This is a genomic window from Bradyrhizobium sp. S69 (genome assembly GCF_009766005.1).
Lineage (GTDB): Bacteria > Pseudomonadota > Alphaproteobacteria > Rhizobiales > Xanthobacteraceae > Bradyrhizobium.
The window spans coordinates 437,310-456,473 of the sequence record NZ_LMUK01000041.1 but is presented as its reverse complement, the minus strand read 5'-3'; the positions used below and the strand labels follow the sequence as shown (position 1 = coordinate 456,473).

The 19,164-nt window shown below is 62.4% G+C and carries 19 protein-coding genes; 16 read left to right on the top strand and 3 right to left on the bottom strand.

From position 1 onward, the window contains the following. From GSQ88_RS19655 to GSQ88_RS19645, 3 genes are all read left to right on the top strand, one after another. Positions 1–393 (top strand): ATP-binding cassette domain-containing protein (locus tag GSQ88_RS19655; protein ID WP_159009367.1); only part of this gene is annotated, 393 nt, incomplete at its 5' end. Then, positions 390–1,154, top strand: coding sequence for an ABC transporter permease (locus GSQ88_RS19650; protein ID WP_159009366.1), 765 nt, complete (start codon positions 390–392; stop codon positions 1,152–1,154). The genes GSQ88_RS19655 and GSQ88_RS19650, both read left to right, overlap by 4 nt. After that, entirely contained in the window at positions 1,151–1,918 is a 768-nt protein-coding gene (locus tag GSQ88_RS19645) for an ABC transporter permease (protein ID WP_159009365.1), read from the top strand. Before GSQ88_RS19650 ends, GSQ88_RS19645 begins: the two co-directional genes overlap by 4 nt. Before the next feature lie 61 nt (positions 1,919–1,979). Here GSQ88_RS19645 and dctA read toward each other — a convergent pair whose 3' ends face one another. Both dctA and GSQ88_RS19635 read right to left on the bottom strand, forming a co-directional pair. Further along, on the bottom strand, positions 1,980–3,305 hold the full coding sequence (gene dctA / locus GSQ88_RS19640; protein WP_159009364.1) for a C4-dicarboxylate transporter DctA: 1,326 nt from the start codon (positions 3,303–3,305) through the stop codon (positions 1,980–1,982). Between the two features lie 198 nt (positions 3,306–3,503). Beyond that, complete coding sequence (locus tag GSQ88_RS19635) at positions 3,504–4,691, bottom strand: pyridoxal phosphate-dependent aminotransferase (protein ID WP_159009363.1); 1,188 nt, start codon at positions 4,689–4,691, stop codon at positions 3,504–3,506. Between the two features lie 102 nt (positions 4,692–4,793). On the opposite strand from GSQ88_RS19635, the gene GSQ88_RS19630 reads away from it, so the two are divergent. The 13 genes from GSQ88_RS19630 to GSQ88_RS19570 all read left to right on the top strand — a co-directional run bounded on the left by GSQ88_RS19630 (position 4,794) and on the right by GSQ88_RS19570 (position 17,913). Beyond that, positions 4,794–6,194: a M48 family metalloprotease gene (locus GSQ88_RS19630; protein WP_159009362.1), complete on the top strand. Its 1,401-nt coding sequence runs from the start codon at positions 4,794–4,796 to the stop codon at positions 6,192–6,194. Positions 6,195–6,262: 68 nt separating this feature from the next. After that, complete coding sequence (locus GSQ88_RS19625) at positions 6,263–7,027, top strand: DsbA family protein (protein WP_159009361.1); 765 nt, start codon at positions 6,263–6,265, stop codon at positions 7,025–7,027. A gap of 224 nt (positions 7,028–7,251) precedes the next feature. Further along, positions 7,252–7,983, top strand: a complete 732-nt coding sequence (locus GSQ88_RS19620; protein ID WP_159009360.1) for a DUF1236 domain-containing protein — start codon at positions 7,252–7,254, stop codon at positions 7,981–7,983. A gap of 372 nt (positions 7,984–8,355) precedes the next feature. Beyond that, positions 8,356–8,823, top strand: coding sequence for a type II 3-dehydroquinate dehydratase (gene aroQ, locus GSQ88_RS19615; RefSeq protein ID WP_159009359.1), 468 nt, complete (start codon positions 8,356–8,358; stop codon positions 8,821–8,823). 37 nt (positions 8,824–8,860) lie between these two features. After that, positions 8,861–9,358 (top strand): acetyl-CoA carboxylase biotin carboxyl carrier protein, encoded by a 498-nt coding sequence (accB, locus tag GSQ88_RS19610; RefSeq protein ID WP_159009358.1) that lies wholly within the window; start codon positions 8,861–8,863, stop codon positions 9,356–9,358. 91 nt (positions 9,359–9,449) lie between these two features. After that, positions 9,450–10,799: an acetyl-CoA carboxylase biotin carboxylase subunit gene (gene accC / locus GSQ88_RS19605; protein ID WP_159009357.1), complete on the top strand. Its 1,350-nt coding sequence runs from the start codon at positions 9,450–9,452 to the stop codon at positions 10,797–10,799. A 169-nt stretch (positions 10,800–10,968) separates the two neighbouring features. Continuing rightward, on the top strand, positions 10,969–12,486 hold the full coding sequence (locus GSQ88_RS19600) for a sensor histidine kinase (protein ID WP_159009513.1): 1,518 nt from the start codon (positions 10,969–10,971) through the stop codon (positions 12,484–12,486). Beyond that, entirely contained in the window at positions 12,483–12,923 is a 441-nt protein-coding gene (locus GSQ88_RS19595; RefSeq protein ID WP_159009356.1) for a response regulator, read from the top strand. The genes GSQ88_RS19600 and GSQ88_RS19595 overlap by 4 nt, the downstream gene beginning before the upstream one ends. After that, the gene (locus GSQ88_RS19590; RefSeq protein WP_159009355.1) at positions 12,920–14,017 is read left to right on the top strand and encodes a sensor histidine kinase; all 1,098 of its coding nucleotides are present in this window, start codon (positions 12,920–12,922) and stop codon (positions 14,015–14,017) included. Before GSQ88_RS19595 ends, GSQ88_RS19590 begins: the two co-directional genes overlap by 4 nt. 155 nt (positions 14,018–14,172) lie before the next feature. Further along, entirely contained in the window at positions 14,173–14,475 is a 303-nt protein-coding gene (locus GSQ88_RS19585; RefSeq protein ID WP_159009354.1) for a hypothetical protein, read from the top strand. A gap of 100 nt (positions 14,476–14,575) precedes the next feature. Beyond that, entirely contained in the window at positions 14,576–15,253 is a 678-nt protein-coding gene (gene aat / locus GSQ88_RS19580; RefSeq protein WP_159009353.1) for a leucyl/phenylalanyl-tRNA--protein transferase, read from the top strand. Positions 15,254–15,535: 282 nt separating this feature from the next. Further along, positions 15,536–17,248, top strand: coding sequence for a pyrroloquinoline quinone-dependent dehydrogenase (locus GSQ88_RS19575; RefSeq protein ID WP_159009352.1), 1,713 nt, complete (start codon positions 15,536–15,538; stop codon positions 17,246–17,248). Between the two features lie 80 nt (positions 17,249–17,328). After that, positions 17,329–17,913: a c-type cytochrome gene (locus tag GSQ88_RS19570; RefSeq protein WP_246784878.1), complete on the top strand. Its 585-nt coding sequence runs from the start codon at positions 17,329–17,331 to the stop codon at positions 17,911–17,913. Positions 17,914–18,153: 240 nt separating this feature from the next. On the opposite strand, the gene GSQ88_RS19565 is transcribed toward GSQ88_RS19570, so the two are convergent. Then, on the bottom strand, positions 18,154–19,095 hold the full coding sequence (locus GSQ88_RS19565) for an ankyrin repeat domain-containing protein (protein ID WP_159009351.1): 942 nt from the start codon (positions 19,093–19,095) through the stop codon (positions 18,154–18,156). Positions 19,096–19,164: the final 69 nt, after the last annotated feature.

Below are 19,164 nucleotides of genomic sequence, written 5' to 3'. Positions count from 1 at the left end.
CCCGGCCACGCCGGCAAATATCCGACCGAGATGTCCGGCGGCATGCAGCAGCGCCTGCAGATCGCGCGCTGTCTCGCGCAAGAGCCGAAGGCGCTCTTGATGGATGAGCCGTTCGGCGCGCTGGATGCAATGACACGGCAGGGATTGCAGGACGAAGTGCTGTCGCTGACGGCGGCCAGCAACGCCACCGTGATTTTCGTGACGCATGATCTCGAGGAGGCGATCTATCTCGGGGATCGCATCATCGGCCTGTTGCCGCACCCGGGACGGATCGGTATCGAGCTTTCCGTCAATTTGCCGCGCCCGCGCGACCAGCTCGCCACCCGCGAACATCCTGAATTCCTGCGGCTGCGCCGCGAATTGTTCGACTTCATCAAGGAGACCGAGGCGTGACCATCGACCACGCCAAGCCGTTGCTGCTGCCGCTCACCGCACTTGTGGCGTTCGAGGCCTGGGCGCGCGCGGCGCACCTGCAAAGCGACAGCCTGGCGCCACCGAGCGCGATCATGATGGCCATGATCGGCGCGCTTGCCGACTACTCGATCCCGATCGCGACGCGCGACACGCTGTTCTCGGCTTTTGCAGGCCTTGCCATCGGCGGCGCCATCGGGCTTGCGCTTGGCATCGCCTTTGGCACCTCCGATGCGCTCAATCGTTTGATGGAGGTGACGGTCGAGGCGATCCGGCCGATCCCCTCGATTGCGCTGTTGCCGATCGCGCTGATCGCGCTCGGCTTCGGCTACCGCATGGAAATCGTGATCGTGGCATTCGCCTGCATCTGGCCGATGCTGATCCTGAGCAGTGCGGCCGTTCGCGGCATCGAACCGCGGCTGATGGAGGTATCGCGCGCGCTCAGGCTGCCGCATGCGCAACGGGTCTGGAAAATCATCATTCCCGCGGCGTTGCCGCGGATCTTCGTGGCTTTTCGCCTCTCCGCCGGTATCGCGCTGATCGTCGCGGTGACGGTCGAGATCGCGATCAACCCCATCGGCTTGGGCGCCGGCATCATGCTGGCGCAGCAGGCGCTTCGTCCGGACCTGATGCTGGCTTACCTCGTCTGGATCGGCCTGATCGGCTATGGGCTGAACGTCCTGTTGATCCTCACCCAGCGCCGCCTGTTCGGGCGCGCCGCTCTGAGCGGAGCAAGCGCGTGAACCGCGCCATCATCCTGTGGCGCCTAGCGAGCTTTGCGGTCGCCGCCGGTTTCATCGCGCTTTGGCAGTTGATCGCCAATCTAAAGCTCGTCTCGCCGGTATTTCTGCCCGGGCCGGATCGCGCCTGGGCCGCGCTGATACGCGGCTTCTCCAGCGGCGACCTCTGGAGCAAACTGATCGGCACGCTGGAGCACATGGCCTATGGCTGGCTCGCCGCGTCGATCGTCGGCGTCGCTATTGGTGCGATGATCGGGTCGTCGCGCCTGATGCAGACCTATGTCGCGCCATCGCTCGAATTCCTTCGGCCACTGCCCGCCTCCGCCATCATCCCCGTCGCGATCGCGATGCTTGGGCTCACTCAGGGCATGGCACTGTTCGTGATCGGGTTCGGCGCGATCTGGCCGATCATACTCGCGACCATCCACGGCTTCGCCGCGGTTGAACCGCGGCTCTATGAAGTAACGCGGTCGCTGCAGATGTCCAGGCTCGCGGTGATCTTCAAGATCGCATTGCCGTCGGCGAGCCCTGACATCATCGCGGGCATGCGCCTCAGCCTTACGGTGGCGCTCATCCTCTCCGTCGTCTGCGAGATCCTCGCTGGCCTCGATGGCCTAGGTCATTGGGTGCTGCTCTCGGCGCGGTCATTCCGGTCGGCAGACCTATTCGCCGGGGTAATCCTCCTGGGTATCACGGGTTACGCGACATCGACGGCGATGGGCATCGCCGAGAACAGGCTGTTGAAATGGCAACGGGCCGGCCACTAGAGCCGGCCCCGCTCGCTTTTCACAATCACGCCTGCGACCGTTCGCCGTGGCCCGTTGACACTTATCCGGTCGTGACGGCCGTCTCCAGATCCGACGGATCGATGACCTGGTTCAGATTGGCATGCAGCTTCTCGTGGTCGAGTTCGCCTTCCCACCACGACACGAACACCGTGGCGATACCGTTGCCGGTGATGTTGGTGAGCGCACGGACTTCGCTCATGAACTTGTCGACCGAGAACACGATCGCCATGCCCGGCACCAGCGCCGGATTGACCACCGTGAGCGTCGCCGCCAGCGTGATGAACCCGGCACCGGTAACGCCGCTGGCCCCCTTCGACGTCAGCATCGCCACCACCAGAATGGTGATCTGCTGCGAGAACGTCAGATCGACACCGAGCGCCTGGGCGATGAACAGGGTCGCCAGCGTCATGTAGATGTTGGTGCCGTCCAGGTTGAACGAATAGCCGGTCGGCACCACGAGGCCGACCACCGATTTCGAACAGCCGAGCCGCTCCAGCTTCTCCATCAGTTGCGGCAGTGCGCTTTCGGAGGAACTGGTGCCGAGCACGATCAGGAGTTCATCCTTGATATAGGAAATGAACTTGAAAATATTGAAGCCGACGAAGCGCGCGATCAGGCCGAGCACGACGATCACGAACAGCGCCGCGGTGGCGTAGAACAGCAAGATCAATCCGACCAGATTGCCGAGCGCCGCCGGGCCGAACTTGCCGATGGTGTAGGCCATGGCGCCGAACGCGCCGAATGGCGCCGCCTTCATCACGATGGCGATCACGCCGAACACCGCGTGCGAAGTGTCGTCGATGATGTCGCGCAAGCGATGACCGCGTTCGCCGAGCGCCATCAGCGCAAAGCCGAACAGGATAGCGAACAGCAGCACCTGCAATATATCGCCGCGCGCGAGCGCACCGACCACGCTGTCCGGAATGATGTTGAGGACGAAGTCGACCGACTTCTGCGCTTCCGCCTGCTTGACGTAACTTGCCACCGCCGCGGCGTCCGGCTTGGCCGCAAGCCCGTGGCCGACCTGGACCAAATTGCCCATTACCAGGCCGATCAGCAGCGCGAACGAGGAGACGACCTCGAAATAGACCAGCGCTTTGATGCCGACGCGGCCGACCTTCCGGGCGTCCTGGATATGCGAGATGCCCGAAACCACGGTGCAGAAGATGATCGGCGCGATCACCATCCGGATCAGCTTGATAAAGCCGTCGCCGAGCGCCTTGATCCAGTCGTTGGTCGCGATGGTGGGCGCCAGCCAGCCGACCACGACCCCGAGCAGGATCGCGATCAGCACCTGCACGTAAAGGATCTTGTACCAGGGTTTTGCGGCGCGCGCGGGCGCTGCGGTTGCGATCGTTGCCGACATGACGTTTCAGTCCCCCTCAGAGATTGCTCATCGGCGCGTTTGCCCCCGCGCCTTTTTCCGTAAGATATAGCCAAAATCGATCAACAGGCTTGAGTCAATGGCGGCCTTTGGACGGCTTTTGGACAGTTCGTCGCGCCGATCGGCCAGCCGTCGGATTACCGGTAAAAGCACCGCCCAAGGTTCCACGTAGCCCCCACGCTATTTGAGCCAGGCGGCAATCCGCGCCACCGCTTCCCGCATCTCGTCGGCCGAACGCGCATAGGACAGGCGGATGAAAGCGCGGCCATGCACCGGATCGAAGTCGATGCCGGGGGTGGCGGCGACGTGGGCCTTTTCGAGCATCTCGCCGGCAAACGCAAAGCTGTCGGAGGTGAATTTCGAGACATCCGCATAGAGGTAGAATGCGCCATCGGCGGGCAGGAACTCGGTGAGGCCGGCGTGCGGCAGGCCCTCGATCAGGATGCGGCGGTTCTCCTGGTAGCCGCGCTTGATCGCTTCCATCTCCGCTGCCCCCTCGAAGGCCGCTTCGGCGGCGATCTGCGACAGCGTCGGAACCGAGATCGACAGATTTTGCTGCAACCGCTCGATCGGCCGGACCAGCGGTTCGGGCACCACCATCCAGCCGACCCGCCAGCCGGTCATGCAGAAATATTTCGAGAACGAATTGATCACCAGCGCATGCGGCGAAAGCTCCGCCGCCGTCACCGCCGGGAATGCGTAGTCGAGGCCGTGATATATTTCGTCGGAAATGAAGCGGATGCCGGCGCTTTCGGCCGCGCTCATCAAGCCCGCAAGCGCCTCGCGGGACATCATCGTGCCGGTCGGATTGGCCGGGCTGCCGACCAGGACGCCCTGCAACGGCTTCTCGCGGTGGGCCGCGAGCAAGGCCTCGCCGGTCAAGGCGTGGCGGGTTTCGCTCGATGTCTCGATCAGCACCGGCTCGCAGCCGAGCGCGGTGAGGATGTGGCGATAAGGAGGATAGCCGGGCACCGTAACCGCGACCCGGTCGCCGGGCTCGAACAATGCCAGAAAGGCCAGGATGAAACCGCCCGACGAGCCGGTGGTGACCACGATCCGATCGGCGTCCACGGCACAGCGATAGGTGTCGTGATAGTGCCGTGCGATCCGCTGACGCAGCGAGGCGATGCCGAGCGCCGAGGTATAGTCGATCCGGCCGCCGTCGATCGCGGCGCGCGCGGCCAAAATCGCGGTTTTCGGCGCCGATGCCGCCGGCTGTCCGACTTCCATATGAATGACGTCGCCGCCGGCCGCTTCGATCCGCGCTGCCGCCGCCATCACGTCCATCACCATGAACGGTGGAACATTGCTTCGTCCGGAGGCCGTCAAAAGACTCCTGGCACGGTCTCTCAAGGTCGCATCAGGCATCGATCTCTGCTATCTCCCGGGGTGCCCCAGACAAGCCGCATTCGGCGGTTTGGTAGGGCATATATCCTATCCGACCCGCCGCCAACGGTTAAAGACCGCTCGATGCTGCTCCGTCTCCTCGCCGACAGAACCCTGCCGAAACTAACCGCGGTCGCCACCGCGATCGCCCTGACCCTCGCCCCGCTGCCTGGCCATGCGGAGGAGGAAAAGGGCCTGCTGTTCCTGCGGGACGCCGAGACCGAGCAATTGCTGCGCGAATATACCAGGCCGATCCTGCGCGCCGCGGGCCTGGAAAAGCAGAACATCCAGGTCGTGATCATCAACGATCCGGTTTTCAACGCCTTCGTTGCCGATGGTCGCCGGATTTTCGTGAACTTCGGCGCAATCATGCAATCGCAGACTCCGAACCAGTTGATCGGGGTGCTGGCCCATGAAACGGGCCATCTCGCCGGCGGCCATCTGGCCAAGATGCGCGAGCAGATCGCGCACGCGCAGACCTCGATGATCGTCGCCATGCTGCTCGGCGCCGGCGCCGTGGTGGCGGGCGCCCGCAGCAACAGCACCAATGGCAGCCTGGTCAACGTCGGCGCCGCCGCCGTCTCGGCACCTCAGGAACTGATCCGCAATTCGCTATTGGCCTATCAGCGCTCGCAGGAAGAAAACGCCGATCGCGCCGGGGTGAAGTTTTTGACCGCCACCGGCCAGTCCGCCAAGGGCATGTACGACACCTTCAAGCGCTTCTCGGATGAAAGCCTGTTCGCCGCCCACAATGCCGACCCCTACATGCAGTCGCACCCGATGCCGGTCGAACGCGTCGCGGCGCTGGACGAAATCGCGCATTCGAGCCCGTATTGGGACAAGAAGGACGATCCCGCGCTGCAAGCGCGCCATGACATGGTGCGGGCCAAGATATCGGCCTTCCTGGAGCGTCAGGACACCGTCTACCGCCGCTATCCGTTGTCCGATACCAGCCTGCCGGGGCGCTACGCCCACGCCATTGCGACCTATCGCCACGGCGATTTGCACAACGCGCTGACCCAGATCGACGCGCTGCTCCAAATGCAGCCCGCCAACCCCTATTTCTACGAGTTGCGCGGCCAGGCGCTGCTCGAAGGCGGCAAGCCGGCGGATGCCATCGCGCCGCTGCGCAAGGCGGTGCAGCTTTCGGGTAACAATGCGCTCATCGAGATGTTACTTGGGCAAGCACTGGTGGCGACCGATAATCCCGCCAACAGCGTCGAAGCGATCCAGATTCTGAAGGCGGCGGTTGGCCGCGAAACCGAGGCGCCGCTCGGCTACCAGCAGCTTGCGATGGCTTACGCGCGCAAGGGCGACTACGCGGAGGCCGATCTTGCCTCGGCACAGGCCGCCTATTTGCGCGGCGACAACAAGACCGCGCGCGATCTCGCATCGCGTGCCAAGACCCGTTTCGCGATCGGCACGCCCGGATGGGTCAAGGCCGACGACATCGTTACCTCAAAGCCGCCGCCCGGCTCGAAATAGTGACTGAAAATACATCACGCCGGACTATAAGACGTTTCAAAACCGGCCTTCACCTAGAGGATTTGCCAATGCCTTCGATCCGCCTGCTCGCTCCCGCCCTGTTCGCGTTCGCGCTTTGCGCCGCGCCGGTCGCATCGGCGCAGAGTTTCTCCGACAGCCAGAAGACCGACATCGAGGCGATCATCAAGACCTACCTGGTTTCGCATCCGGAGGTTCTGGAAGAAGCCATGACGGAATTGAACAAGCGCCAGGCCGCCGAGGAATCCAAGAAGCACGAGGCGAGCGTGAGCGAGAACGCTTCGACGATCTTCAACTCGCCGCGCGGCGTCATGCTCGGCAACAAGGATGGGGACGTCACCTTCGTCGAATTCTTCGACTACAATTGCGGCTATTGCAAACGCGCGATGGCCGACATGATGGACCTGATGAAGTCCGATCCGAAGTTGAAGGTCGTGCTGAAGGAATTTCCGGTGTTGAGCCCGGGCTCGGTCGAAGCAGCGCAGGTCGCGGTAGCCGTGCGCATGCAGGATCCGGGCGGCAAGAAATATCTCGACTTCCACCAGAAGCTGCTCGGCGGTCGCGGTCCCGCGGACAAGGCGCATGCGATGGCCGCGGCCAAGGATGCCGGCCTCGATATGGCGCGGCTCGAGAAGGATCTGGCGAGCCCGGAAGTGAAGGCCACGATCGACGAAAACTTCAAGCTCGCCGAAGCGATGGGCATGAACGGTACGCCGAGCTATGTGATCGGCAAGGAAGTCGTGGTCGGCGCGATCGGCCTCGATGGCCTGAAGGAAAAGATCGGCCTCGCCCGTTGCGGCAAGGCGACGTGCTAAGCGATAATTTCTGACAGTTACGACATCCGCGACGATCAAACATCGTTGTAAGTTGCAAAGCCGGCGGTCCAACCGCCGGCTTTATTTTTGAGCAACTTATTAAAGCGCGCGCGTTCATCTCGCATTCACGCAATAAAGCCCGGGGAACCGGCAATCGCGCGGAACATCGCATATCGGCTGCCGTTGTTGGCGCGGGCAATGCATCCACATGAGGAGAATATTCAATGATCAATCGCTTGATGATTTCAGTCGCCGCGGCCGCGTTGATCGCGGGAACCGGTTTTGCGAATGCACAGGGCACCGGCATGAGCCGTGAAGCCCCTTCCGGCGCCGCTCCCGCGCAACAGAGCGCGCCGTCTTCCGACCGCGGAACCTCCGCGGGTCAGATGAATCACGACGCCACGGAACCGGCGGCGAAGCCGTCCGATGAGAAATCACCGGCCGCCGGCAACAAGCAGCGCGCCGACGAGAAGACCATGCCGGGCCAGAAGTCGAAGAGCATGAGTTCGGAGAACGACAACAATGCCAAAACTGGCAAGGACGTAGGCGGCAAGGACATGGGCGGCAAGGACATGAAGGCCGAAGGTGGCCAGTACCGCAACGGCATGAAGGCAGAAGGCAGCGAAGACCGTAATGGCAAGATGAACGCCGATTCGAAGGGCGGTGCGGAAGGCAAGACCGTCGGACAGGCCGGCGCCGGCGCGAAGCTGTCGGGCGATCAGCGCACCAAGATCACAACCGTGATCCGGGGCCAGCACATTCAACCCGTCACCAACGTGAACTTCTCGATTTCGGTCGGCACCCGCGTGCCACGCGACGTGTCATTCCACCCGCTGCCGGCGGAAATCGTCACGATCTATCCGGATTGGCGCGGATATGAATTCGTCCTGGTCCGGGACCAGATCCTCGTGATCGATCCGCAGAGCTTCGAGATAGTCGCGGTGCTGGACGCCTGATCAGGGCCGCTGGCGGCTCCGGGCCGCAACAGCAGATTTCTCAGGGCGGGCAGCGATGCCCGCCCCTTGCGGTCTCAAAGGCAGCCTCGAGGCCCCCTGCACCCCGCTGTCGCTATCCCAAAGCCGTCGCCCTTTAATTTTGGTTAACAAGCCTTTTCCGTAGGTTCCATAGGACTTTTTACGAATCGGATGAGTTGCTTGAGGCCTGTGTAGGACGGCCTAAAGGCTTCCCCTTGGCCCGGTTGTTACCTATAACCGCGCCAACTAGAGCATGATCCGGAAAAGCATGCCCTCAGGCTTGACCCGAGGGTGGAACCGGTTTTCCGAAAAGATCATGCTCAAAATTTAAAGCTACACTTTGCCGGGATCTGGATGGCCAATACATCTGCCGCGACGATTTACGTCCTCAACGGTCCGAACCTCAATCTGTTGGGGACCCGCGAGCCCGAGACCTACGGCCATGCCACGCTCGCCGATGTCGAGAAGCTGTGCGCCGAAACCTCGGCGCAATTCGGCATGAAAGCCGATTGCCGGCAATCCAATCACGAAGGCGAACTGATCGATTTCATTCACGAGGCCCACGCCAGCAAGGCGGCCGGGATCATCATCAATGCCGGCGCCTATTCGCACACCTCTATCGCGCTGCACGACGCCTTGATCGCGGTGAAAATTCCAGCGGTCGAAGTCCACATCAGCAATATTCACGCCCGCGAAAGCTTTCGCCACCATTCCTTCACCGCCAAGGCCGCGTTCGCAACGCTTTCCGGCTTCGGCATCGACGGTTACCGGCTCGCGATCGCTGGCCTCGCCGGCAAGATCGGCGTCAAGGCAAAAGCCTGAGCCCGCCCTTAAAACAGAAAGTCCAGGGATCGAGACCATGGCGCGCCAGCCCGACAATAACGCAAAATCCAAGAACGACGTTAAGAGCGACGGCAAAGGCGACGACAGCGCGTTGATTCGCGAACTGGCGATGCTGCTCGACGAAACCAACCTCACCGAGATCGAGATCGAGCGCTCAGGCCTGCGCGTGCGCGTGGCGCGCAACATCAGCATCGCGGCGTCGCTGCCGGCGGGCGTTGCAGCCATAGGCGTCGCGCCCGTCGCCGCGGCGCCCGCCACCGTCGGCGATATCGCCAAACACCCCGGCGTCGTGCCCTCCCCGATGGTCGGCACTGCCTATTGGGCTTCCGAGCCCGGCGCCAAGCCGTTTATCGAGGTCGGCAGCAAGGTGTCGGTCGGCCAGACCCTTTTGATCATCGAAGCGATGAAGACGATGAACCAGATTCCATCGTCGCGCGCCGGCACCGTGACGCAGATTCTGGTCGAAGACGGCCAGCCGGTCGAATTCGGCGAGCCGCTGGTGATTATTGAATAGGGCGAATAGTGAGTGGCGAATGGCGAATAGGGAAAACGATCACCGCTTTCCACTCGCCATTCGCCATTCGCTACTCGCCATTTAGGACCCCATGTTCGACAAAATTCTCATAGCCAATCGCGGCGAAATCGCGTTGCGCGTGTTGCGTGCGTGCAAGGAACTCGGGGTTGCGACCGTCGCGGTGCATTCGACCGCCGATGCCGACGCGATGCATGTGCGGCTCGCCGACGAGAGTGTGTGCATCGGCCCGCCGCCATCCAAGGACAGCTATCTCAACATTCCAGCACTGCTGGCCGCCTGCGAGATCACCGGCGCGGACGCGGTCCACCCGGGTTACGGCTTTCTGTCGGAAAACGCCCGCTTCGCCGAGATCCTGGCCGAACACAATTTGCAGTTCATCGGGCCCAAGGCCGAGCACATCCGCCTGATGGGCGACAAGATCGAAGCCAAGAAGACCGCGAAGCGGCTCGGCATTCCCGTGGTTCCCGGCTCCGACGGCGGCGTCGGTCCGGATGACGATGCGATGGGAATCGCCAAGGCCATCGGTTTTCCGGTGCTGGTGAAGGCGGCCTCAGGCGGCGGCGGACGCGGCATGAAGGTGGCGCAGACGCCCGACGATCTGCTGCTGGCGCTTTCGACCGCCTCCAACGAAGCCAAATCGGCGTTCGGCGATGCCTCGGTCTATCTGGAGAAATATCTTCAGAAGCCGCGCCACATCGAAATCCAGGTGCTCGGCGATGGCCGTGGCGGCGCCATCCATCTCGGCGAGCGCGATTGCTCGTTGCAGCGGCGCCATCAGAAGGTCTGGGAAGAAGGCCCCTCGCCGGTTTTGACCGCGGCGGCGCGCGCCAAGATTGGCGCGACCTGCGCCAAGGCGATGCAGGACATGAAATATCTCGGTGTCGGCACCATCGAGTTTCTGTTCGAGGAAGGTGAATTCTATTTCATCGAAATGAATACCCGGATCCAGGTCGAACATCCCGTCACCGAGATGATCACCGACATCGATCTCGTGCTGGAGCAAATCCGCATCGCCGCCGGCGGCGAACTTCCGGCCACCCAGGATGAAGTCGCGATCATCGGCCACGCCATCGAGTGCCGGGTCAATGCGGAAAATCCGCAGACCTTTCGTCCCTCGCCCGGGAGAATTACCCAATACCATCCGCCCGGAGGGCTCGGCGTGCGGATCGATTCTGCCGTCTATCAGGGCTATGTGATCCCGCCTTATTACGACTCGCTGGTCGGCAAACTGATCGTGCACGGCAAGACCCGCGCCGAATGCCTGATGCGGCTGCGGCGGGCGCTGGACGAGATGGTGGTGGAAGGCATCGAGACCACGCTGCCGCTGTTCCGGGCGCTGGTGCGTGAGCCCGGCATCATCGACGGCGACTATCACATCCATTGGCTCGAGCAATATCTGGCCGGCGAAGCGGCCAATTGAGACCTTCGATTTGAGACCTTGGCGCCGTATCCCATTTCCTCAGGCAGCCTTTTGAGGAACCTTTTGCCCACATCGACGTTCTCCGACCTGCCGGGACCATCCCGTGGGGGGAAAGCTGATTTCGCTGCGCGAGACACTTCTAACCATTGCTGCCACGCGACGGCGTGCGATGGGTCAAATCCTGCTGCTTTCAGCGGGATTTTTGGTGCTGGTCGCGATCAGCGCCCTGTCCGTGGTGCTGGTAACCCAGTCCCGCAAGGATAATGGCTGGGTGGTTCACACCGTCGAGGTGGAGAACCAGTTGAACGCGCTGCTGCTGGAAATCCGCCAGGCCGAAAGCGCCACCCGCGGCTACCTTCTGACCACCGACCCGCAATTTCTGGCCGATTATAAATCGGTATCGCGTAGCATTGTGCCCGATCTCGACAAGCTCGCCAGCCTGAGCCTCGATAACCCAGTTCAGATCGAGAACATCAGGCAATTGCAGGGGCCGGTGGAATCCCGGCTCGACGAATTTGCCAAGGCCATCGAATTGGCGACGCGCCACGATATTCCCGGCGGCGTCGCGATGTTGCATGAGTCCGGCGCCGAGGATTCAGTGCGGCGCATCGACGATGTTGCCGGCGCCATGAGAGCCGAAGAGAACCAGCTGTTTGCCCAGCGCACCCATACCGCCGATCGCACCCAGCAATTGGCGTCGATCGTCACCGTGGTGGGCTCCGGTCTCGTGGTTACGCTGGCCGCCATTTCGATCTTCCTGGTGCGGCGTTCGTCCCGTGCCCGCGACGATGCCGAAGCCCAATTGCGCGACAACAACCTCAATCTGGAAGCCACGGTCGACGAACGCACCGCCGATCTGCGCGAGGCCAACAACGAGATTCAGCGCTTTGCCTATATCGTCAGCCATGATCTGCGCTCGCCGCTGGTGAATATCATGGGCTTCACCAGCGAACTCGAGGAGTTGCGCGGCGACATCTTCCGGCGGATCGCGGCGCTGGCCCACACGAGCGATTCCGCGCCGCTGGTCCCGGCCGGCGGCGGAGATGTCGAACTGCCGCTCGATGGAAAAGACAAGCAGCTCTCGCAGGATTTTACCGAAGCGCTCGGCTTCATCAAATCGTCGATCGGCAAGATGGATCGCCTGATCACGGCGATCCTCAATTTGACCCGGGAGGGACGCCGCGAATTCCAGCCGGTGAAGATCGACACCCGCGAACTGATCGAAGGCATCGTGGCCACTATGGCGCATCAGGCCGCCGAAGCCGAAGCGCAAATCAGGATCGAACCGCTGCCGAACCTCGTCAGCGATCGGCTCGCGATGGAGCAAATATTTGGAAATCTGATCGACAACGCGCTGAAATACCTCAAGCCGGGCGTGCCCGGCGACATCGCGATCCGCGCCCGTACCAAGCTCGGCTTTGCGATTTTCGAGGTCGCCGACAACGGCCGCGGGATCGATCCCAAGGATCACCAGCGGATTTTCGACCTGTTCCGCCGCGCCGGAACCCAGGACAAAGCGGGGCAAGGTATCGGGCTGGCCCATGTTCGCGCCTTGGTGCGGCGGCTCGGTGGAACCATGTCGGTGGCCTCGGAACTTAACACCGGGAGCACTTTTACGATAACGTTGCCGATCGCGTGGGCGGCCAGCAACCGAAACCGGGACACGATGCGCAAGGGAGATACATGACCAAGCCAGTCACCATCATCATGATCGAGGACGACGAGGGCCACGCCCGCCTGATCGAGCGCAACATCCGCCGCTCCGGCGTCAACAACGAGATCCTGCCGTTCACCAACGGTACGGCCGCGGTGAACCATCTGTTCGGCAGCGACGGTACCGGGGTCAACCACAAGGATCAGGCGTTGCTGATCCTGCTCGACCTCAATCTGCCTGACATGACCGGCATCGACATCCTGCGCCGGGTCAAGGAAAACAAATACCTGAAATGCGCGCCCGTCGTTGTGCTAACGACAACGGATGACGCCCAGGAGATCAAGCGTTGCTATGAACTGGGCTGCAACGTGTACATCACCAAGCCGGTGAACTACGAAAGCTTTGCCAACGCCATCCGCCAGCTCGGACTGTTCTTCTCCGTTATCCAGGTTCCGCAAGCCGCCCCATGACCATTGCTACTGCACCGTGCACATTGCTGTATATCGATGACGATCCAGCGCTGGCGCGATTGGTCGAACGCGGCCTGACACGGCTTGGCTTTTGCGTGGTCCATGCCGCCGACGGCCAGCAGGGGCTCGACCGGCTGGGGCAAGGCGGCATCGATGTCATCGCGCTCGATCAACACATGCCCGGTCTCGACGGTCTCGAAACCCTCGATCGGATATTGGCGATCCCGGATGCGCCGCCGGTGGTGTTCGTCACCGCATCGCAGGATTCCAGCATCGCGGTCACCGCCCTGAAGGCAGGCGCGGCCGATTATCTGGTCAAGGACGTCCTGGGCGATTTCATTCCGCTGCTTCAGGTCGCCGTCAACGGCGCGTTGCGCCAGGCGCAGATCCGGAAGGCCCGCGACGACGCCGAAGCCGAAGTCCACGCCTCGCGCGACCGCTATGCCGCGCTTGCCGCCGAGCGTGAGGTGCTGTTGCGCGAAGTCAATCATCGGGTCGGCAACAGCCTGCAGATCATTGCCTCGCTGCTGCATCTGCAGGCGAGCTCTTCCGCGCAGGACGACGTCAAGGCCGCGCTGACCAATGCGATGGGACGCGTCGCCGCGGTAGCCCAGGTTCACCGCCGCCTCTACACCTCGCATGACCTCAAGAACGTGATGCTGAACCAGTATCTCGAAGCGCTGCTCGAGGATCTCCGGCGTTCGGCAGAAGGCAACCGGATGTCGCGGCTGACCCTGAAGGCCGAGCCGATCGAGATCGATCCGGATCGAGCGGTGGCTATCGGCATCATCGTCAATGAGCTGGTGATGAACGCGGTCAAATACGCCTACCCCGACGGCGCCGGCCCTATTCACGTCGTGCTCAAGGCGCAAGACGACGAGGTCTTGCTGTCGATTGCCGATGACGGCGTCGGCCTCAACGTCAAGGCGGATCCGCGCTCCACCGGTATGGGGCAGCGTATCGTCACCGCGATGGCGACCAAACTCGACGCCAGCGTCGAGCGCGATCCCGACCACGCCGGCACCCGCATCCTGCTGCAGTTTCGCCGGGTCAATGCGCCGGCGGAAAAGCCTGCGGCCGCCATCTCGGGCTGAGGCTCGACCAACGGCGTCCGGCGCAGATGACCACCAAGCCGCCCGATTGAGCTCATTATTCCCCGCGCCTCGATCACGATATCGCGCGCCCGCATTCACGCCGCGTTCAGGCGGAGAGGCCCAGTTAAGACGAAGCCTTTCGGTCGGAGATCGCTATGAGAATTTTACTTGCCGCGGTCGCCGCGTCGCTGGCGATTGCGGCGACCGCTTATGCGCAAGCCCCAACCACTCCCGTCACAACAGATCCTGCGACCGCAGCGCCGGCCGCAGCGGTTCCTGTCCCGAGCAGCAAGCGTTTTGCCTGCCGCACCGCGTCGCAAGGATTGCAGGGGCAGGAACGGCACGATCAGATGCAGCTTTGCGTGGCGCAGGCGCGCATCGACTGCCTGAAACAGGCGATCGACCAGAAGATCGTCGGACCGCAGCGCAAGGAGTTCGTCAAAAGCTGCCTGGAATAATCCGGTTGTCGCAGCTTGACCATCGGGCTCGGTGGCGTTCCAGGCAGGCCCCCTACCCGCCAGTCGCACATCTGCCCAGATTTCTGCTAACCTGTGGGGCATGACGTCGCGCGACTCCGCCTCCTCCGAAATCACGCCCGATGTGCTGCTGCGCGCCTACGCCTGCGGCATCTTCCCGATGGCGGAGAGCGCCGACGACCCGACGCTGTTCTGGGTCGAGCCGGAAATGCGCGGCGTGATCCCGCTCGACAACTTTCACATCTCCTCGCGGCTGGCCCGCACCGTGCGTTCCGACGCCTTCGTCGTCACGGTCGATACCGCGTTCAAGACGGTGATATCCGGCTGCGCCGCGCCGCAGCCGGGGCGCGACGACACCTGGATCAACAAGCGCATTCGCGACCTCTATTACGGGCTGCACGAACGCGGGCACGCCCACAGCGTCGAGGTCTGGCAGAATGACGCGTTGGTCGGCGGACTGTACGGCGTCAACCTCGGCCGCGCCTTCTTCGGCGAAAGCATGTTTCATCACGCCCGCGACGCCTCGAAGGTCGCGCTGGTGCATCTGGTGGCGCGGTTGATCGTAGGCGATTTCGAATTGCTCGACACCCAATATGTCACCGAGCATTTGCGCAGCTTCGGCGCAGTCGAAATCCCGCGGCGACGCTATGGAGCACTGCTCGACAGAGCCGTCGCCGGCACGGCGGATTTCGCCAAGCTGCCGCTTGATCGCCCGATCAGCGGCGCCGAAGCGCTCGGGATCATCGCCGAGCGCGGTTAGACGGCGATCGCCCGCGAGTGCTTTCAGATCGGCCTTCGCCGATCTGAATGCCGGCCGCGTTCAATCCCCTCGCCGCTGACCAAGCCGAGATCGACACGCGATGTCGCTATGTTGCGACGCACTATTCGCGACCCGCGCGGCAGCCCATATAATTCCCCAATAATTCAGGACTTTTTCCCTTTTGTACTTGTCATGCTTGCCAGACGGCGTCAGATTTGAATGGAACCGGCGGCATTGCAAAGAACGCCGGTCGATATCGACGAAAAACCGGGGCGGGAAAATATGAACAAGCATTCTTTTGTATGCGCGACACTTGTCGGCCTGGCCGGCATGCTCGCGGGGCCAGGCTACGCGCAGCAGGAAACCAAGCAGGAAGCCAAATCGGCGGCGGGTGTCGCGGCGGTTTCGCCTGTGACGCAGGAGCAGCTCAACGCGGCCGACAAGAACAGCAAGAATTTCCTGCTGACCAACGGCAATTACGCCCAGACGCGGTTTTACCCCGCCAAGCAGATCGGGCGCGACAATGTGAAGAACCTGCACGTCGCCTGGATCTTCCAGACCGACGTCAAGGAATCGCTGGAGACGTCCCCGATCGTGGTCGATGGCGTGATGTATGTGACGACCTCGTTCAGCCACGTCTACGCGCTCGACGCCAAGACCGGCCAGCAACTCTGGCACTACAATCACAAGATGGGCCCGATCACGACCTATTGCTGCGGCCCCAACAATCGCGGCGTGCAGGTGCTCGGCGACCTCGTCTACGTCGCCACCCTCGACGCCAAGCTCGTCGCCCTCAATGCCAAGACCGGCGATGTAGTCTGGAGCACCGAGATTGCCGATCCCGAACTCGGCTACAGCGAAACGATGGCCCCGACCGTGGTCAAGGACAAGGTCCTGATCGGAACCAACGGCGGCGAATACGGCATCCGCGGCTTCCTGAAAGCCTATGATGCGAAGACCGGCAAGCTGATCTGGACGTTCAATACTGTTCCGGAAAATTCGGTCGGCGTCTGGGCCACCAAGGATGCCACCGGCCGCGACATGCATCGCGATATCCAGGCCGAAAAGGCCCAGCTCGCCAAGACCGGCGACCCCTACGCCAAACTCGGCGGCGGCGTCTGGCAAAATCCCGCGGTCGATCTTGCCACCAACCGGATCTATTTCGTGGTCGGCAATCCCTCACCGGACCTCGACGGATCCAATCGTCCCGGCGACAATCTCTACACCGACTCGCTGGTCTCGCTCGATCTCGATACCGGAAAATATGTCTGCCACTCCCAGTATATCTCCCACGACGTCTGGGATCTCGATGCGGTGAGCCCGCCGGTGCTCGTCAACGTCAAGGACAAGAGCGGCAAGACCATCCCGGGCGTGATCCATGCCGGCAAGACCGGGCACATCTATGTTCACGACCGCAAGGATTGCAGCCTGATCCGCTTCTCCGAGGCCATGGTGCCGCAGGAGAACATGTGGGTGCTTCCGACCAAGGACGGCGCCCGGATGCTGCCGGGCGCCAATGGCGGTGTCGAATGGTCGCCGATCGCCACCGATCCCGGGCAGGAATTGGCCTTTGCCATCAACCTGCATCAGCCCATGACCTACCATGTCGACAGCTCGCCCTACCCGAACGGCAAATTGTGGCTGGGCGGCGCCTTCAAGGTGATCCCGAGCGAGAAGCAGTCCGGCAACATCACCGCCGTCGATTACGACACCGGCAAGATCAAATGGCAGGTGAAGACGCCGGAGCCGATGATCGGCGGCATTCTTGCAACCGCCGGCGGTCTGGTGTTCACCGGTGAAGGCAACGGCAAGTTCGCAGCCTACAATTCGTCCAATGGCAAGGAACTGTGGAGCTTCCATGCCGGCGCCGGCGTCAACGCGCCACCTTCCAGCTACTCGGTGGGCGGCAAGCAGTACATCGTGGTCGGCGCGGGCGGAAACACCCAGGTTGACTTCCACCGCGGTAACAACATCATCGCCTTCTCGCTCGACTGAGCGAACAAGCGATCACACGCGACGAAGCGGGACCCGATCGCGGTCCCGCTTCTTTTGATGGCCTTGATTGGAATGGATTGATGCACGGCGGATTGAAGTGGTGGATGTCCGGCGTCGTCGCGCTGGCCGTGATCCTGATCGGCGCCATGCCGTCGAACGCTCAGAGCATCGAGGAGAAAACCCAGATTTGCGCCGGCTGCCATGGCGCCGACGGCAAACCGATCGACAAGACGATCCCGACGATCTGGGGACAGCAGCAGGGCTACATCTACATTCAACTGCGCGATTTCAAGCGGGGCGACCGCAAGAGCGACATCATGCAGCCGATCGCTTCGGCCTTCGAGCGCGACGAGATGCTGGCGATCGCGGATTATTTCTCCAAAAAACCATGGCCCGATCTCGGCCAGCCGCGCGCGCCGAAGGATGTTTCCGAACGGGCGTTGAAAGCCAACGCCTCCGTCGGTTGCACCGGTTGCCATCTCGATCACTTTCAGGGCGACGGCACGGTGCCGCGCCTGGCCGGCATGGGTCGCGACTATCTCACAAAGACCATCGCCGATTTCCGCAGCCACGCCCGCGGCAACAATCCGGGCATGTCGGATTTGATGAATGCGACGTCGCCTGACGATCTCGCCGCACTCGAGGAATATCTGTCCGGTCTATGACTGGAGACCGATGATTGTTGATTTGAAGCGGCCGCGATTTCCCTTCACCTCTCCCGTTGGGAGAGGTCGGCGCATAGCGCCGGGTGAGGGGTTAGGGCCTCTCGTTTAGCATAAGGGCCCTCACCCGATTTGCGCCGGACGATGCTTCGCATCGCCGGGAGCAAATCGACCTCTCCCCGCCGGGGAGAGGTGAAGCGAAGCGCGCGCTCCGATTCAACCTAATCTCATCCCGCTCTAGCCTTAACGCGGCGTCAGTCTCTCGCGCAGCGACGACAGCATTGTCAGATCGGCGGCGCGTTTTCCAACCTTGTCCTTCAGCGACGGATCCGCGCCTCGCGCCAGCAATAGATCGGCGATCGCCGCGTGGCCGCCTTCGGCAGCGATCATCAGCGCGGTGCGTCCGCGGTCGTCGCGATCATCGATATGGGCACCGCTGTCCAACAGATACGAGACAACCTCGATCGCCTGCGCCTCCGGAATTTTCTCATCCGGGCCGGATGCCCACATCAGCAAGCTAAGATCGTTGGCATAGCGGGCATTGAGCTCGACATTGCCAGCCGTTACCAACTGCTTGACGATGTCGAGCCGGCCGCTGGCAGCCGCATAGATCACCGGTGGCTTGCCGGTATCGTCGGGAGCGCGGGCGTCAGCCCCGTGGCCGAGCAATATCTTGACGATGGAATCCCGCCCCGCATAGGCCGCCGCCGCTACCGGAGAAACGCCGCTCCGTCCGGTCAGATGGACATCGGCGCCACGCTCGATCAGCCGTTGCACCACCGCGGTTTGGCCGCGATCGGCAGCCTGGTAGAGCGCCGTCGCGCCGTTGAGATCACGGGCATCGATCGGCGCGCCACGCGTGAGCAGAAGGTCGAGCATCTCGATATGGCCGGATCGCGCGGCGTGGCTGAGCGGCCGGGCACCGATCCGGTCGCGGGCGTCGACCGACGCGCCCTGGTCCAGCAACAGCGTCGCGAGATCAACGCAATTGCCGTCGGCTGCCGAAAACAGCGTCAGCGAAATCTCGATCGCCGTGATCTGAGGCTTGCTGATTTCGAATTTGCGGTTGAGCTCCCGGCAGCGCTCCGACTCGGCTGCGTCAGCGGGAGACGTTGCGTGAGCAACGCAGATTGCACCCAACAGCGCCAACACAGTCGATCGAAAGCAAACGGCGCGACGGTGCAAGATGATCTCCCCCAAAAATGCTGTTCGTTATGACGAAGATGCCACGCCGGCCGGCCGTTGCCAACATAG

Excerpts from the sequence above, each read along its gene's own strand:
- GSQ88_RS19625 (WP_159009361.1), top strand. The coding sequence starts at position 6,263 with ATGCCTTCGATCCGCCTGCTCGCTCCCGCCCTGTTCGCGTTCGCGCTT.
- GSQ88_RS19570 (WP_246784878.1), top strand. The coding sequence starts at position 17,329 with ATGCACGGCGGATTGAAGTGGTGGATGTCCGGCGTCGTCGCGCTGGCC.
- dctA (WP_159009364.1), bottom strand. The coding sequence starts at position 3,305 with ATGTCGGCAACGATCGCAACCGCAGCGCCCGCGCGCGCCGCAAAACCC.
- aat (WP_159009353.1), top strand. The coding sequence starts at position 14,576 with ATGACGTCGCGCGACTCCGCCTCCTCCGAAATCACGCCCGATGTGCTG.
- GSQ88_RS19635 (WP_159009363.1), bottom strand. The coding sequence starts at position 4,691 with ATGCCTGATGCGACCTTGAGAGACCGTGCCAGGAGTCTTTTGACGGCC.
- accC (WP_159009357.1), top strand. The coding sequence starts at position 9,450 with ATGTTCGACAAAATTCTCATAGCCAATCGCGGCGAAATCGCGTTGCGC.
- GSQ88_RS19620 (WP_159009360.1), top strand. The coding sequence starts at position 7,252 with ATGATCAATCGCTTGATGATTTCAGTCGCCGCGGCCGCGTTGATCGCG.
- GSQ88_RS19590 (WP_159009355.1), top strand. The coding sequence starts at position 12,920 with ATGACCATTGCTACTGCACCGTGCACATTGCTGTATATCGATGACGAT.
- GSQ88_RS19600 (WP_159009513.1), top strand. The coding sequence starts at position 10,969 with ATGGGTCAAATCCTGCTGCTTTCAGCGGGATTTTTGGTGCTGGTCGCG.
- aroQ (WP_159009359.1), top strand. The coding sequence starts at position 8,356 with ATGGCCAATACATCTGCCGCGACGATTTACGTCCTCAACGGTCCGAAC.
- GSQ88_RS19595 (WP_159009356.1), top strand. The coding sequence starts at position 12,483 with ATGACCAAGCCAGTCACCATCATCATGATCGAGGACGACGAGGGCCAC.
- GSQ88_RS19630 (WP_159009362.1), top strand. The coding sequence starts at position 4,794 with ATGCTGCTCCGTCTCCTCGCCGACAGAACCCTGCCGAAACTAACCGCG.
- GSQ88_RS19575 (WP_159009352.1), top strand. The coding sequence starts at position 15,536 with ATGAACAAGCATTCTTTTGTATGCGCGACACTTGTCGGCCTGGCCGGC.
- accB (WP_159009358.1), top strand. The coding sequence starts at position 8,861 with ATGGCGCGCCAGCCCGACAATAACGCAAAATCCAAGAACGACGTTAAG.
- GSQ88_RS19585 (WP_159009354.1), top strand. The coding sequence starts at position 14,173 with ATGAGAATTTTACTTGCCGCGGTCGCCGCGTCGCTGGCGATTGCGGCG.